Consider the following 15,081-nt stretch of genomic DNA (forward strand, 5'->3'; position numbering starts at 1 on the left):
TATCCTTTCTCTATAAATAGAAATAATGCGTTACTTTCAATTTCTTTGATAGTTTGACGCATGGACTGAATACCAAAATCATACTGAATAAACGTCCTTTAAAGAGAACAACAGGATCAATACTAGAAAGACCGTTAGCAGTAAAGGTTTTCTATTAAAGGATAGATAAATGAAAAATCAATAGCAGTCTCTAGTTTTCGCCCTAAATGATCTGTAGGAACTAAATGATCAATCGTTAACTTTTCTAATTGGTCACGGTCATTGGTTTGATTCTTCGTCATCATGGTTGATCACCTCGAAATTTTACTTTTTATCAACATATGAATAAGGAGTTCTTTATGTAGAAGTTGATTGGAACGAAGGGTGGCGACCATAGCCGTGTCCTTAAGAAAACATCAGACATCCTACGCCAGATTTTCGTGTGTTTATCTTCTGTTTAAAATGGGTATTACACAAGGAGTGAGGGAAAAATGGCCTCACTAAATAAACTATACAAATTATCCATCCAAATATTGGGTTTACATCGACTTTTAAGAAGTTTTGCGTTTTTTACACTTTAGGCAAAATGACGAAACGTTTCGGGTGAGCGTATCGAAATAGACATATAGCTGTTTTTTCGAATGCCACATACTTTTTAAAAGTCGATTTATTTGTTTTGCAATCAACCGGACCGTCTTTCTTTCACTAATCCTCCGTTTTCTTGTCACCCATAGATCATTTCTCATCATTCCCATGATCATTTCAGTCAATAAAAGCACAATACTTTGAAGATAGAAATGACATAACCATCGTTCAATCTTCACCTTCTTCACCTTATCGACTTCTAAATCTGATTTCCATGTTTTAAATAAGAGCTCGATTTGCCAGCGTAATCGGTAAAGTTCATGAATTTCACTTGCTGGCATATCCTCTGGTACATTTGTTAAATAGATGACCACTCCAGGTATTTGTTCTACTTCATTTTTATGGACTTGCCCTTGTTTCTTTTGACGTCTTCTTTTTTCCCGCTTGTGTAGCTCTTTTTTCTGTTCCTCTGAGAGGCGATAGAGAATACAACGTGCAGGCATTTTTTCGTGTCGTCCTACAAATAATTGGGACCACTCTTTGTATTCGCCACGTACCATATCTAATGCGATTTCTTCTAAATGAATTTGTTTGTAACGGCGACTTTCAATCAATTTCCCATTTGGATGACGAGGTGGATGACTTACTTCGACAAACAATTGCGTATCTTTTTTCGTTTTTGTGATATAGAAAGCACCTTTTGCGTGCACCTTTTTAAAAAAATCGAATTGAAAATAGCCTAAATCCTGTAGAACCAGTTCTCTCTCCTGAATCAAAGGTAATCGCGTCATTCCTGCTGGATTATCGGCATCACGTCCGTTCATTAAATCAAAATAAAGTAGCTGTTGGGTTAAATAATCAAACTCCACTTGCACTTTAACAGACGAACAATGGACACCCTGAAAATTTCCCTGATAGGCATCTGGCAATTTGATCGTTGTGCTATCTAAAATACGTATTCGAGTAAATGTGTATCCCGTTAGCTTGGGGAAGGCGAGTTGAAGCTGCGTTTTGAATAATCGTCCAAAAATGGTTTCCAAAAAAGTAACAGCCCGTTCATCAAAGCGTTTATTAAGAGCCGATTTCGTCATAAATATATCCTGCTCCGCCAAGTCCGTACAAAGCGTTTCAAGCGAATCACTGATAATCTCACTCTTTTTCAAAAACAGAAAGTGTAAAAATTGTGCCGCACTAAACGAACGCTCGCGTTGAATAAAACCCGATAATCTACCCACCTCTTTTACTTCATTTTTCCCAAGTATCTGAAAAAGTGGCGCAAGTAATTGAATATTTTCTGGTTTCATTTTGCTGGACCTCCTTTATCAAGTGTACTTATCTATACCTTGATAAGAGAAATATGAACCAACGAATAAAGGAAATCACTAAGGACACGGCTATGGGGGTGGCGACTCCTGCGGGAAAATCGAGATCCTGGACTGAGGGAAGCGAGGGAAGCAGCTCGACCCCGCCCGCGGAAAGCATCCGCCCGTAGTGGCAATCAACGGCTTTATTTTATTTCATTGTAAAAGAAAAAGACTGCAGGCAAACTCAAAATTCATTGAGTTTGTCTACAGTCTCGATGATTATTTAACTGGTACTACTGCACCTTTCCACTCTTCTAAAATGAAGTCTTGGATTTCTTTAGATGTTAATACTTCTAATAATTTTTTAATTTCAGGTTTTGTTTCATCACCTGCACGTACTGCGATGATGTTAACATATGGAGATTCTTTATCTTCAAGAGAAATCGCATCTTCGATTGGGTTTAGACCGTTATCGATGGCAAAGTTAGAGTTGATCAGTACTGCATCGCCTTCATCATTTTCGTACATTTGTACAAGCATTTCTGGTGCAGTATTTGCATCGAATTTAAAGTTTTTAGGATTTTCATCAATATCTTTTAATTCTGCTGCTGTTTTATCAATGCCTTCTTTTAATTTAATTAAGCCTTTAGCTTCTAATAATGACAGCATACGACCATGGTCAGATACTGAGTTAGAAAGTAAAATTGTTGCGCCCTCAGGTAGGTCTTCTAACGTTTTATATTTTTTTGAGTAAATACCGATTGGTTCAATATGAACACCACCAGCATTGACAAAATCATAGCCATTGTCTTTGATTTGTAGTTCTAAGTAAGGAATGTGCTGGAAATAGTTTGCATCAATTTCTTTTGACTCTAAATCTTGGTTTGGTAGAACATAATCTGTATACGTTTCAATTTCAAGGTCGACGCCTTCTTTAGCTAAAATCGGTTTTGCTTTTTCTAAAATAACTGCGTGCGGTGTATTAGAAGCACCTACTTTTAATGTTACGTTTTCTTTACTATCTGTTTGATCGCCAGATGCTGATTTTTCATCTTCTTTTTTATCTGTACCGCAAGCTGCTAATGCTAGTACAAGTATTGATAAAAATAATCCTGCTAATAACTTCTTCATTTATGACACTCCCTTTTATTTGTTTAAAATATGTTAGCGGTAAGAACCGGAATAACCTCAATTTTCTTTCTAGCGTTTATCAATTCTCTCAGTAAATAAATCACCAATCCATTGAATAATAAATACGACTACTAAGATCAAAATAGTTGCCATTAATGTCACATCTTGGCGATTTCGTTGGAAGCCGTCTAGGAACGCTAGGTTACCAAGACCACCTGCACCGATAATTCCAGCCATCGCAGTATAACCTACAAGGGCAACAGCCGTTACAGTGATACCAGAAATTAAAGCTGGTAATGATTCAGGGATCAATACTTTCCAAATAATTGTAGAAGTTTTTGCCCCCATTGAACGGGCTGCTTCTATAACACCTTTATCAATTTCGCGTAACGCAATTAATACCATACGAGCATAAAATGGTGCTGCACCGATAATTAATGCTGGTAACGCCGCATTAGCTCCTCGAATTGTACCAAGTAAAAACTTCGTAAATGGAATTAATAAAATAATTAATACGATAAATGGAATGGAACGGAAAATATTAACGAGTGATCCTGTTAAAAAGCTAACGATTTTATTTGCCCATAACTGATTGGGGCTAGTTAAAAATAGAACGATACCAATGGCTAACCCAAGAATAAATGTCACAACCGTAGAAATAGCTGTCATATACAATGTTTCATACGTAGCTTGCCACATATTTTCCCAGTCTACATTCGGAAAGAGATTAGTTAGCATTTGCAATCACCTCCGTTTGTACTTCGACTGTATTTAAATAACGAAGGGCTTCAGCCACGTTTGTCTTCGAGCCATCAATTTGCACAATCAGTGTACCGTATGCACCATTTTTTGTTTGTGAAATATTACCATGAACAATACTTACTTCTACATCAAATTGTTTCACAAGATGTGAGATAACAGGCTGTTCTGTTTTTTCACCAACAAAAATCAGTTTGACAAGTTGTCCAGTTGGATAGTTTGTTTTGATTTGTGCCACCGTATCCTGTGTTTCCTTTGTGTCTGTAATTTGAGATACAAACTTTTTGGTAATGGCCGCTTGTGGTGCTTGGAAGACTTGTAATACCTCACCACGTTCCACAATTTCGCCTGCCTCCATCACCGCTACACGATGACAAATTTTGCGGATGACATGCATTTCATGTGTAATCAGGACGATTGTTAAGCCTAAGCGTTCATTTATATCAACGAGTAAATCGAGAATGGCATCCGTCGTTTCAGGATCGAGTGCCGATGTCGCCTCATCACATAGTAAAACTTCTGGATTATTCGCTAATGCACGGGCAATCCCTACACGTTGCTTTTGTCCACCGGAAAGCTGGGATGGATATGCCTTATCACGTCCTTCTAGGCCTACAAGTGCAATTAATTCCTTTACACGTGCTTCACGTTGAGCCTTTGGAAAACCAGCGATTTCTAAAGGGAAAGCAATATTTTCAGCCACTGTTCTCGACCAAAGTAAATTGAAATGCTGGAAAATCATACTTACCTTTTGTCTAGCTGCTCGAAGCTTTTGCCCTTTTATCGATGAAAATTCTTGATTGTTCACCGTTACTGTTCCTGTTGTCGGTTTCTCTAAACCGTTTAATAAACGAATCATGGTACTTTTACCAGCGCCACTATAGCCGATAATGCCAAAAATTTCACCTTTATTGATGGTAAGGTTGACGTCTTTGACTGCCGTTAATTCGCCATTTGCTGTTTTGTATTTCTTTGTAATATTTTGAAGCTGGATCATAGCGAATACTCCTTTTCTCATATAGAAAACCCCTTCACTCACAGACAAGTAGAAGGGGTCACGTATTATACGTTAAACCGTTCTCTCATCTTTCAAAGAAAAATCTTTGGGTGATTTGGCACCTTTTCACATTGTGATGGTTGCCGGGCTTCATAGGGCACTTCCCTCCGCCACTCTTCATAAGAGTTCGATATATTTAATGTTTTAGTAATATATTTGATACTTTACCACGCTAGTAAAGTTCAGTCAATTGATTTTTTTAACAATTCATATAAAAATGGTACGGATTGAAAAGCATAAATCTTTTCTGTCACTTTTTCGCCATCACTGATGAGTAGACATGGAACACTTTCAATTTGATGCTCATAGGCTATGTGTTCCAAAAAATTGATATTCGCTTTGCCAATTTGTAGCTGTGGCAGTAATTGTTCAATAATGGACATCATTTTGGATGCCACTGCGCACGTTCCACACATTGGTGTATATAAATAAAATGCAGCTGTCTCTCCCGACTGTTGGGCCGCTGCCCACTGCTCTGTTGACCATTCTTCCATTTACTCACGCAACCTTACAAAATATATTCATTATGGATTGAGAAATGTGCACGCAGTAAAATCATTGCTAACACTTTTCTTGGTGTTGTCTCTACTTCCTTGTACGTTGGCATTGTACGAAGGTGCTCAGCTTCTGGATAATGTCTGTCCATTAATGCACGTAGCTTATCACCAGAAGTATCTGCATCAAAAAAAGTAAATAGCTCACAGCCCTCGTAGGGATCAAGTAGTTCTTCTAATTGATGCACACCAATTGTGCCGTTCGTACATAGTATTGTAACATTCTCATTTAAAATAGGCTCAATTTGTAGCTTATCTGAGCGTCCTTCTACTATCAAGCATTTTCCCTCGAACATTACGCCACCTCCATTTAGAGATCCCACTTATAAGTCATTATATAACAAAAAACGCCGGTAGTTTCCGACGTTTTTTGATTATGGCTTGTCTTATTCAGCGATCATTTCTTCGTATTGCTCTGCTGTCATTAGTTTCTCAATTTCTGATGCATCAGCAGGCTCAACAACGATCATCCATGCTTTTTCATATGGTGATTCATTAACGAATTCTGGGCTATCTTCTAAATCTGCATTTACTTCAACTACAGTACCTGAGATTGGTGCGTATAATTCAGAAACAGTTTTTACTGATTCTACGCTACCGAATGGATCATCTGTTTTGATTTCGTCGCCAACTTGTGGAAGCTCAACGAATACGATATCTCCTAATTCAGATTGTGCGAAGTGAGTAATACCAATACGTACTTTTCCATCTTCTACTTTTACCCATTCATGTTCTTCAGAGTATCGTAAGTCTTTAGGTGTGCTCATGCAAAAAACCCCTCCATAAATATGTAATATATTCACTTTCAGTTTGCCATACTTCTCCTATAAATACAAGGTTAAATACGTTATTTCCAAGCTTGCTCAAAATCTGCTTCTTTAAAACCTAAAGTAACTTTTTTTCCATCTGTGACGATGGGACGTTTAATTAACATACCGTCGGAAGCAAGTAGCTCAAGCTGTTCATCCTCAGTCATTTCCGCTAACTTGTCTTTTAAGCCCAGCTCACGATATTTCATACCAGAGGTATTAAAAAACTTCTTCAAAGGCTGTCCACTAGCTTGCCAAATAGCTGTTAATTCTTCCTTAGTTGGCGGTTGCTCTGCGATATGTACCTCTTCATAGGAAACCTCATGCTCATTTAACCACTTCTGTGCCTTTTTACATGTTGTACATTTCGGATAATGGAAAAATTGAATCGTCATTACAATGCTCCTCTTCTGTCTTTTTCTGTAGTATACCATCATAGTTGTTTTCAATGGTGAACTTCACTCTTTTTTGTAAGTTTATCCATCAGTTTCACATTTTTATCCGTCTCTTTTACGATTCTATCCACCAATTTTGCACTTCTATCCATCTCATATAAAAAACCTAGCTATCTTTTGCAGATAGCTAGGCTAGGTGTGCGCTATTAAACAATATATTTTTCAGCATCAATTAGTTTAACTGAAGCCTCACGCTTCTTCGCAATTAAATTGTATGGATTATTGCGCGTTAGCTTACGCAGTGCAGATAATGTCATACGGGCTGCATCGCCATCTGCTGAAGCAAGAATTGTATCTTTTGCTTCTTTTTCGATTTCTGCGAATGCTTCTTGGCAGAAGATTTGTGTGTATAGCAATTTTTGATGAGCTTTTTCAGCGCCGTCACGAGCAATTGCCTTTTCTGTACGTAAGACAGCTGATTCCATCGCAAATAATTGGTTAGCGATATTGGCAATGTTCACCAATACTTCTTGCTCTTGATCAAGTTTTGCGCCAAAGCGTTGTGCTGCTAAGCCTGCAGCTAATACCGCAATCTTCTTCGCATTTTTCACTAAATATTTTTCTTGCGCTAGCGGCTCTGTACCGATATCTTCTGGCATTAGCATGAGCAGCTCTTGCTGTAAACTTTGAGCAACTTGTAATAGAGGAAGCTCACCTTTTAGTGCCTTTTTCATAAATGTACCAGGTACTATCATGCGGTTAATTTCGTTTGTGCCTTCAAAAATTCGATTAATACGAGAATCACGGTAAATACGCTCTACCTCATACTCAGCCATAAAGCCATAACCGCCATGAAGTTGTACTGCTTCATCTGCAATATAGTCTAATGTTTCTGAACCGAATACTTTGGCAATCGAGCATTCAATAGCATATTCAGCAATCGCACCTGCAATCACTTTTCCTTGCTTTTGCTCTTCTAGACTTAATTGGCTTAAGCGATCTTCAAATAAACCAACAGTACGATAGTTTAATGATTCTGAAGCATACAATTGAGAAGCCATTGTTGATAATTTCTCTTTTGTCAGATTGAAATCAGAAAGCTTTGTTTTAAATTGCTGACGTTGGTTTGTATACTGAATAGCTAACTCCAATGCACGTTTAGATCCACCAATTGTGCCCACGCCAAGTTTATAACGACCAATGTTTAAAATATTGAACGCAATGACATGACCACGACCAATTTCACCTAATAGATTTTCTACAGGTACTTCCGCATCTTCTAATACTAATGTACGAGTAGATGATGATTTAATCCCCATTTTCTTCTCTTCTGGGCCTACTGAAACACCAGTGTATGCTCGTTCTACGATAAATGCAGAGAATTTATCGCCATCAATTTTTGCGTAGACAACAAATACATCAGCAAAGCCTGCATTCGTAATCCATTGCTTTTCACCATTTAAAATATAATGTGTACCAGCTTCATTTAATTTCGCAGTCGTTTTTGCACCTAAAGCATCAGAACCTGAGCCTGGCTCTGTTAATGCATAAGCAGCAATTAATTCACCTGAAGCAAGCTTAGGTAAATATTTTTTCTTTTGATCTTCATTACCGAATAGAACAATTGGTAATGACCCAATACCAACATGGGCACCATGTGTGATAGAGAAACCACCTGCAACAGACATTTTTTCAGCGATTAAAGCTGAAGAAACTTTGTCTAATCCAAGCCCTTCGTATTCTTCAGGCACATCTGCTCCAAGTAAGCCTAATTCGCCTGCACTTTTTAGGAGACGCACTGAATGCTCAAATTCATGGTGCTCTAAATTTTCAACTACTGGTAAGACTTCATTTGCCACATATTCCTCTGTTGTTTTAGCAATCATTTTATGCTCGTCAGTGAAATCTTCCGGTGTAAATACACGATCTAATTCCACATCTTCAATAAGAAATCCGCCGCCTTTAATGAAATCAGTTGTTTTTTCAGTCATGATAAATTCCTCCCAATATATCGTTTTGTTAGTTGATTCCCCTAATGATCATGTATAGAAAAGCTTGATGTATACAATGTTCGGAGGCAACCGTAAACAGTACACCTCAAGCTGATCTAGCTAAAATTATAAAATTTCAAATACGCCAGCAGCGCCCATACCGCCACCAATACACATTGTCACGACGCCATATTTTTTACCTTGACGCTTTAATTCATGAATCAGCTTTAATGTTAAAATAGCTCCCGTTGCGCCTAGTGGATGACCTAATGCAATCGCTCCACCATTGACATTGACTTTATCTTGGTCGATGCCTAAATGACGTACAACCTCTAGTGACTGTGAAGCAAATGCTTCATTGATTTCCCATAAATCAATATCATCGATGGATAAACCTGCAATTTCCAATGCTTTTGGCACTGCCACGATAGGGCCGATGCCCATTACTTCAGGAGGTACACCACCAACTGCAAAGCCTAGGAATTTTGCCATTGGTGTCAGTCCCTGCTTGTCAGCTTCTTCACGATCCATTACTAGTACGGCTGCTGCACCATCAGAAGTTTGGGAGGCATTACCAGCTGTTACACTGCCTTTTACATGGAAAGCTGGACGCAGTTTTGCTAAACCTTCAACTGATGTACCTGGACGTACACCTTCATCCATACTAAATGTGAATTTTTTTACTTGTGGTTTATTGTTATCGTCTACGTAATGCTGTTCCACTTCGATTGGTACAATTTCATCATTGAATTTACCTTCTTTAATCGCCTTTTCAGCAAGCGCGTGTGAGCGAACAGCAAAAGCATCTTGATCTTCACGACTAACATTGTATTGACGAGCTACTTCCTCAGCTGTATGCCCCATGCCCATATAGTATTGTGGAGCCGTTTCCGCTAAAGTCGGATTTAAACGTGGTGTATTCCCCACCATCGGCACCATACTCATGGATTCTACACCACCAGCAAGAATGGCCTTTGAGTGTCCTAGCATGATTCGCTCTGCTGCATAGGCAATCGCCTGTAAACCTGATGAACAAAATCTATTAATCGTCAGGGCAGGCGTTGTATCTGGTAATCCAGCAAGTGCACCAATACTACGTGCCACATTCATCCCTTGCTCTGCTTCTGGCATCGCACAGCCTAAAATTAAATCATCAATCGGCCCTTCATAGCCTGCTCTTTTCAATGTTTCTTTGACTACGACAGCACCAAAATCATCTGGTCTTACTGTTGCTAAAGAACCTTTTTTTGCTTTTCCAATTGGAGTTCGTGCTCCTGCTACAATAACGGCTTCACGCATCGTATTAATCCCCCTTTGTTTCATGTGCAAGATTGATCTATTTCGTCAATTAGTTACGAAGTGGTTTACCTTTTAACAGCATGTGTTGCATTCTTTGCTGTGAAAGCGGATTAGCAACAAGGCTAAGGAATGCCTCACGCTCTAAGTTCAATAAATATTGTTCATCGACTAAAGTGCCATACGGAACCTTACCACCTGCAATAACATAGGCTAATTTTTTAGCAATTTTTAAATCATGTTCGCTAATAAAGCCTGACTCAAACATCCCTTGCGCACCGATGAGTAATGTTCCATAGCCTGATGCACCGACCACTGGCACTTTTGTTGGTACAGGTGGTTGATAGCCTGCTTCGTAAAGCGCTAATGCCGCCTGCTTCGCATCATATAATTGATGATCTGGATTAACTGAAATACCATCCGCAAAGTTTAGGAAATTATTTTCACGTGCTTCCTCACCAGATGTTGAAACCTTCGCCATCGCAATTGTTTCAAATACTTTATTAGCAATATGTTGATAGTCTACCTCTACGCCATTTGGTAAGCCCTTTAGGAATTTTTGATAGAGCGCTTTATTTCCGCCGCCGCCTGGAATTAAACCAACGCCAACTTCCACTAAGCCCATATACGTTTCCATCGTTGCTTGAATATGTGCAGCCGGTAAGCAAACCTCTGCCCCTCCACCTAATGTCATGGCAAACGGTGCTGCTACAACAGGCTTACGTGAATATTTAATTTTTTGCATAGCATCTTGGAATGCTTTAATGACGAAATCTAGTTCAAAAATATTATCATCCTGTGCTTCTACTAAAATCATTCCTAGATTTGCGCCGACACAGAAGTTTTTCCCCTGATTACCGATGACTAAGCCCTTATAGTTAGCCTCTACCTCATCTACCGCAAAGTTAATCATTTGGATAATATCTAGACCGATTGCATTGGATTGCGAATGGAACTCAAGTAATGCAATTCCATCCCCTAAATCTATTAAACTAGCACCTGTGTTTGATTTAATCACACCATGCTTTTTCTTATAACGTTTTAAATTAATCTCTTTTTCATTGACTGGTACTTTGACATATTGTGAACCATTATAATAAGCTAAGTCGCCATCTAATTCTGTATAGAATGTCTCAAAGCCATTTCCTAACATCTCTTTGATAAATGCAGGTACCTCTCGACCTTCAGACTCCATTTTTGCTACGGAATCTTTTACGCCTATAGCATCCCAAATTTCAAACGGTCCTTGTTGCCAGCCGAAGCCCCATTTCATCGCATTATCGATGGCTACGATATCATCTGCAATCTCACCATGTAACTGTGCAGAATAAAGTAATGTAGGTGCAAAAATTCCCCATAATAGCTCACCTGTACGATCCTTCGCATAGGTTAATGCCTTAACTTTATTGGCCAATCCACGAGTTTGTTTCGCCATTTCAATAGAAGGTGTTTTTAATTTTTTCGCTGGACTATACGTTAAGGTTGTTGGATCGATTTCATGTATCTCTTTTCCTTGCTTTAAGAAGAAACCTTGACCCGATTTAGCACCTAGCCAACCGTTTGTGACCATTTTTTGTAAAAATTCAGGTACTGCAAATACTTGCTGCTCCTCACCTGTTGTTTGATCGTAAACATTTTTCGCTACATGAATGAATGTATCTAACCCCACTACATCTAGCGTACGGAAAGTTGCAGATTTTGGACGACCAATAAGCGGACCTGTTACAGAATCTACTTCACCAACAGAGTAACCACCTTTTAACATCTCCTGTAAGGTGATAAGTAAACCATATGTTCCGATGCGGTTGGCAATAAAGTTTGGTGTATCCTTTGCAAGTACAACACCTTTACCAAGCACATCTTCCCCAAACGTTTTCATGAAGCTAACTACTTCAGGTGCAGTTGTATTGGCAGGAATCACTTCTAATAATTTTAAATAACGAGGTGGGTTGAAAAAGTGTGTGCCCAGAAAATGCTTTTGGAAATCATCTGAACGTCCCTCTGCCATCGCATTAATGCTAATACCAGATGTATTTGAACTAATGATTGTTCCTGGTGTACGAACAGCATCAATTTTTTCGTAAAGACTTTGTTTAATTGGTAAATTTTCTACAACAACTTCAATAATCCAATCTACATCTTTTAGTTTTCCTAGATCGTCTTCAAAGTTGCCAACCGTTAGTAGCGATAAATTTTTCTTAGAAGTAAGTGGTGCTGGCTTTTGCTTTAATAACTTTTGCAAAGCTCCGTTTACAATACGATTTCTTACAGCTGGATGCGCTAAAGAAAGACCCTTTGCCTCCTCCTCTTGCGTCAGTTCCTTTGGTGCAATATCCAATAGTAATGTTGGTATACCGATATTTGCTAAATGTGCTGCAATTCCAGAGCCCATCACCCCAGAACCTAGAACAGCTGCTTTTTTAATGTTGTAAGTCACAAGCAATTCCCCCTTATTCTCCCATTGAATGAATAGCCATTCATTTTTTGGCCAAAAAAATATCAAGTGTACCTTAGTGAATTTTTTGTCCTTTTGTTGAATGAGATTCTCTCCACTCAACCAAGCACGACTAAGGTTTATCTTCGTTCCAACGACACTTCATAATGAATGAAGATAAAACTACTTTTCTGTTTTTAGTGTAGATTATTTTGTCTAATTTAGCAATCTTTTTTCAAGAATTATTTTTGCAATATACATCTTTTTTTGTTTTTAGCGAGCTAAAAGCGGACAAGAAGTAGCGATCGAAACGGCCAAACAGAAAACTTTCGAATTGCAAGAAAAATGTGTAGAATGGATAGCAAGGAGAGTGAATACTTAATGAAAACTATTACTACTGCAGAACAATTTAATGAACTAATCGCTGGCGACCAAAAGGTTTTAGTAAAATTTTATGCTGGCTGGTGCCCAGATTGCACACGTATGAATATGTTCATCGATCCAATCATTGAAGAGTACAACCAATATGACTGGTATGAGCTAAACCGTGACGAGCTTCCAGAAATCGCTGATAAGTACGATGTTATGGGAATTCCAAGCTTATTGATTTTCCAAAACGGTGAAAAACTTGCACACTTACATAGTGCAAATGCCAAAACACCACAGCAAGTAACAGAATTTTTATCTGCTCAGCAATAATGAATAAAGAGCTGCATTTCTTCGTGAAATGCAGCTCTTTTTGAAAGGAGCCTATTATGCGTCAACATTTGCCACTACGAGGAACCTCACAATATGAGGTTTCCATTGCACCAAGCTATCGCAATTCTGCCTGTGGACCTACTACGATTCACGTCATCTTAAACTTTTTAAACGAGTCAACGCCTTCCATTAATGAGCTGTATAAACTGCTTGGTGGCACAAAAATTGGCTTATTTAAATGGAGACTGATTCGTAACCTTCGTCGACTGCTACCAACCTGGGATATTCGAACTTGTTCATTAAAGGAAGCTCTACAGGAAATTGATGCAGGTCGCCCAGTTGCTATGCGTTTTGACCGCTATTTTAGCCTCCAGTGGCGAGATAAGAAATCAACCTTTTCCTATCATTGGGTACCACTTATTGGCTATGAGATAAAAAATGATGAGCTATGGTTAATATTCCATGATAATGGGGGGCCACATCGTGATAGCCAAATTCGTCAGGCTCTCTATAAGGACAACGAGAAGGTATTATCCTTTGTTAAATTGGCACCTCACGAGAGCAAATAACCACTAACTAATTATTTGCTCTTTTTTAATGTGTCATTAATCACCTCTGCAAGAATATCAGCCGTTCGATAGGTTTCCTCTAGACTATTTTCTACACCTCCAATATTTAACAACAAAGAATTTTCATGTATATCTTGATTATAGGTATTGGCGGTCCTCTCTCCCTTTTCGATAACTCCTCTCGATAGACCCGGATATCGCTGCTCTAATTGTTCATGAAGCTGTACAGCAAATTGCTTATTCTGCTCATAATGGATACTGATTTCCGAAACAATAAATTGAATTTTTGCATATGATTTACCATTTATTTCGATTGTTGAATCACTTCTACTACTGGAATCTCGGTGAATGTCAAACACCATCTGAATACTTTCATTCTCTTCTAACGCTTTTTTTAAATAGTAACCGGAAAATGTATAGGCTTCTGGGTAATGCTTATTATATTTTTCTAAGACGCCAAAGATATCTGTATTATCATGAATGGCATTAATTTGCATATCATTTAATGCTTTACTTAATCTTTTCCCAACAAGCGTAACATTTTTCGTCTCACTCACTGCCGTCATCTTTTCCTTTTGTGCGTCAAGCTCAGGGAAATAAGATTCCCGATTATGTGTATGATAAATGTAAACTAAAGGCTTTGATAATGTTTGTGCAGATTGTCCAAATGTATGGTTGATCCCTTCTCTTTCAAGAATTAGCAAACAAAAAATGAAAATAGATACGAAAACTCCGCTTGAAATAATTGTCGTAAATCTGATAATTTTTCTTTTTTTCTCTAAGTCCCTCGCTTTCATTCGAAGCAACTTTTCTGTTGAGCTTTTGAACTCTTTTGATGGATACTGAGGGTACATTTCTTTTAGCTCATCCATTAATTCCTGCTCACTTCGCATTTGTCAAAGCCCCCTCTATTTCAATATTCAGTTTCTTTTTCAGAATTTTCAAGGCTCGATGGTAATCCACTTTGACTTTCGCCATACTACATTGTAAAACGGCTGCTGTTTCACTTACTGAAAATTCATTGATACCTCGGAGAATGACAACTGCTCGGAAATCAGGCTTTAATGTTGCAATAGCCCCATGAATTAATCTTTTCGTTTCTGTTATTTCAAATTCTTCATCAGGTTTCTTGTCACTCGATGATAACTGTTTAAAAAATCCCTCTTTAAACAGGGCCGTAAACCTCCTTTTTCGATAATGATCGATTGCTACATGTTTTGCTATTGATAAAATCCAAGTCTTTAAAGGATAGTTACTATTAAATTTCGGTAAGCTTTTCAAAACTCGAATAAATACTTCTTGTGTTAAATCCTCTGCATCATTTTGATTACCCATAAAATAAATCAAAAACCGATACACATCCAAATAATGCAAATTATAAATTTCTACTATTTTTGATTCTAAATTAGGCGAATCAAACAAGCTTTCCCCTCCTCCATGTATGGTCACTTATAATTCGTTTGAAAGTGAAAAAAGGTTACAAAAAATTTCAATAAAAAAAGCAGAGCATATTGCTATA

At 38.2% G+C, this 15,081-nt stretch carries 15 protein-coding genes, 1 pseudogene and 1 riboswitch; of the genes and pseudogenes, 2 read left to right on the plus strand and 14 right to left on the minus strand.

The features are described from left to right. Nucleotides 1-20 precede the first annotated feature (20 nt). The 12 genes and pseudogenes from JTI58_RS03685 to JTI58_RS03740 form a co-directional block, all read right to left on the minus strand. A pseudogene (locus tag JTI58_RS03685) lies at nt 21-284 on the minus strand (transposase); the annotation flags it as partial. Between the two features lie 246 nt (nt 285-530). Then, a complete protein-coding gene (locus JTI58_RS03690) occupies nt 531-1,868 on the minus strand; it encodes an IS4 family transposase (protein ID WP_205442175.1) in 1,338 nt (445 codons plus the stop codon). A gap of 279 nt (nt 1,869-2,147) precedes the next feature. Next, nucleotides 2,148-2,999, minus strand: a complete 852-nt coding sequence (locus JTI58_RS03695; RefSeq protein WP_205445292.1) for a MetQ/NlpA family ABC transporter substrate-binding protein — start codon at nt 2,997-2,999, stop codon at nt 2,148-2,150. A 69-nt stretch (nt 3,000-3,068) separates the two neighbouring features. Then, complete coding sequence (locus JTI58_RS03700; RefSeq protein WP_205445293.1) at nt 3,069-3,737, minus strand: methionine ABC transporter permease; 669 nt, start codon at nt 3,735-3,737, stop codon at nt 3,069-3,071. Further along, nucleotides 3,727-4,755: a methionine ABC transporter ATP-binding protein gene (locus JTI58_RS03705; RefSeq protein WP_205447092.1), complete on the minus strand. Its 1,029-nt coding sequence runs from the start codon at nt 4,753-4,755 to the stop codon at nt 3,727-3,729. The genes JTI58_RS03700 and JTI58_RS03705 overlap by 11 nt, the downstream gene beginning before the upstream one ends. Nucleotides 4,756-4,837: 82 nt before the next feature. Then, nucleotides 4,838-4,941: riboswitch (SAM riboswitch) on the minus strand. Nucleotides 4,942-4,997: 56 nt separating this feature from the next. Next, the gene (locus JTI58_RS03710; protein ID WP_205445295.1) at nt 4,998-5,309 is read right to left on the minus strand and encodes a thioredoxin family protein; all 312 of its coding nucleotides are present in this window, start codon (nt 5,307-5,309) and stop codon (nt 4,998-5,000) included. A 14-nt stretch (nt 5,310-5,323) separates the two neighbouring features. Then, a complete protein-coding gene (locus tag JTI58_RS03715; protein WP_004228229.1) occupies nt 5,324-5,665 on the minus strand; it encodes a toprim domain-containing protein in 342 nt (113 codons plus the stop codon). Nucleotides 5,666-5,755: 90 nt separating this feature from the next. Beyond that, nucleotides 5,756-6,136, minus strand: a complete 381-nt coding sequence (gene gcvH / locus JTI58_RS03720) for a glycine cleavage system protein GcvH (RefSeq protein WP_205445297.1) — start codon at nt 6,134-6,136, stop codon at nt 5,756-5,758. Nucleotides 6,137-6,216: 80 nt separating this feature from the next. After that, nucleotides 6,217-6,573: an arsenate reductase family protein gene (locus JTI58_RS03725; RefSeq protein ID WP_205445298.1), complete on the minus strand. Its 357-nt coding sequence runs from the start codon at nt 6,571-6,573 to the stop codon at nt 6,217-6,219. 206 nt (nt 6,574-6,779) lie between these two features. Continuing rightward, entirely contained in the window at nt 6,780-8,564 is a 1,785-nt protein-coding gene (locus JTI58_RS03730; protein ID WP_205445300.1) for an acyl-CoA dehydrogenase FadE, read from the minus strand. Between the two features lie 126 nt (nt 8,565-8,690). Continuing rightward, nucleotides 8,691-9,863 carry an acetyl-CoA C-acetyltransferase gene (locus JTI58_RS03735; protein WP_205445302.1) on the minus strand — a complete coding sequence of 391 codons (1,173 nt, stop codon included), beginning with the start codon at nt 9,861-9,863 and terminating at the stop codon, nt 8,691-8,693. Nucleotides 9,864-9,912: 49 nt separating this feature from the next. Further along, a complete protein-coding gene (locus tag JTI58_RS03740; protein ID WP_205445304.1) occupies nt 9,913-12,297 on the minus strand; it encodes a 3-hydroxyacyl-CoA dehydrogenase/enoyl-CoA hydratase family protein in 2,385 nt (794 codons plus the stop codon). A gap of 351 nt (nt 12,298-12,648) precedes the next feature. On the opposite strand from JTI58_RS03740, the gene JTI58_RS03745 reads away from it, so the two are divergent. Then, entirely contained in the window at nt 12,649-12,993 is a 345-nt protein-coding gene (locus tag JTI58_RS03745) for a thioredoxin family protein (RefSeq protein WP_205445306.1), read from the plus strand. A gap of 56 nt (nt 12,994-13,049) precedes the next feature. After that, nucleotides 13,050-13,562 (plus strand): C39 family peptidase, encoded by a 513-nt coding sequence (locus JTI58_RS03750; protein ID WP_205445307.1) that lies wholly within the window; start codon nt 13,050-13,052, stop codon nt 13,560-13,562. Between the two features lie 11 nt (nt 13,563-13,573). On the opposite strand, the gene spoIIP is transcribed toward JTI58_RS03750, so the two are convergent. Together spoIIP and JTI58_RS03760 are read right to left on the minus strand one after the other, a co-directional pair. Further along, on the minus strand, nt 13,574-14,455 hold the full coding sequence (gene spoIIP / locus JTI58_RS03755; protein WP_205445309.1) for a stage II sporulation protein P: 882 nt from the start codon (nt 14,453-14,455) through the stop codon (nt 13,574-13,576). Beyond that, nucleotides 14,445-14,984: an RNA polymerase sigma factor gene (locus JTI58_RS03760; protein ID WP_205445310.1), complete on the minus strand. Its 540-nt coding sequence runs from the start codon at nt 14,982-14,984 to the stop codon at nt 14,445-14,447. Before JTI58_RS03760 ends, spoIIP begins: the two co-directional genes overlap by 11 nt. Nucleotides 14,985-15,081 lie beyond the last annotated feature (97 nt).

Source organism: Lysinibacillus fusiformis, assembly GCF_016925635.1.
In the GTDB taxonomy this organism is placed as follows: domain Bacteria; phylum Bacillota; class Bacilli; order Bacillales_A; family Planococcaceae; genus Lysinibacillus; species Lysinibacillus fusiformis_F.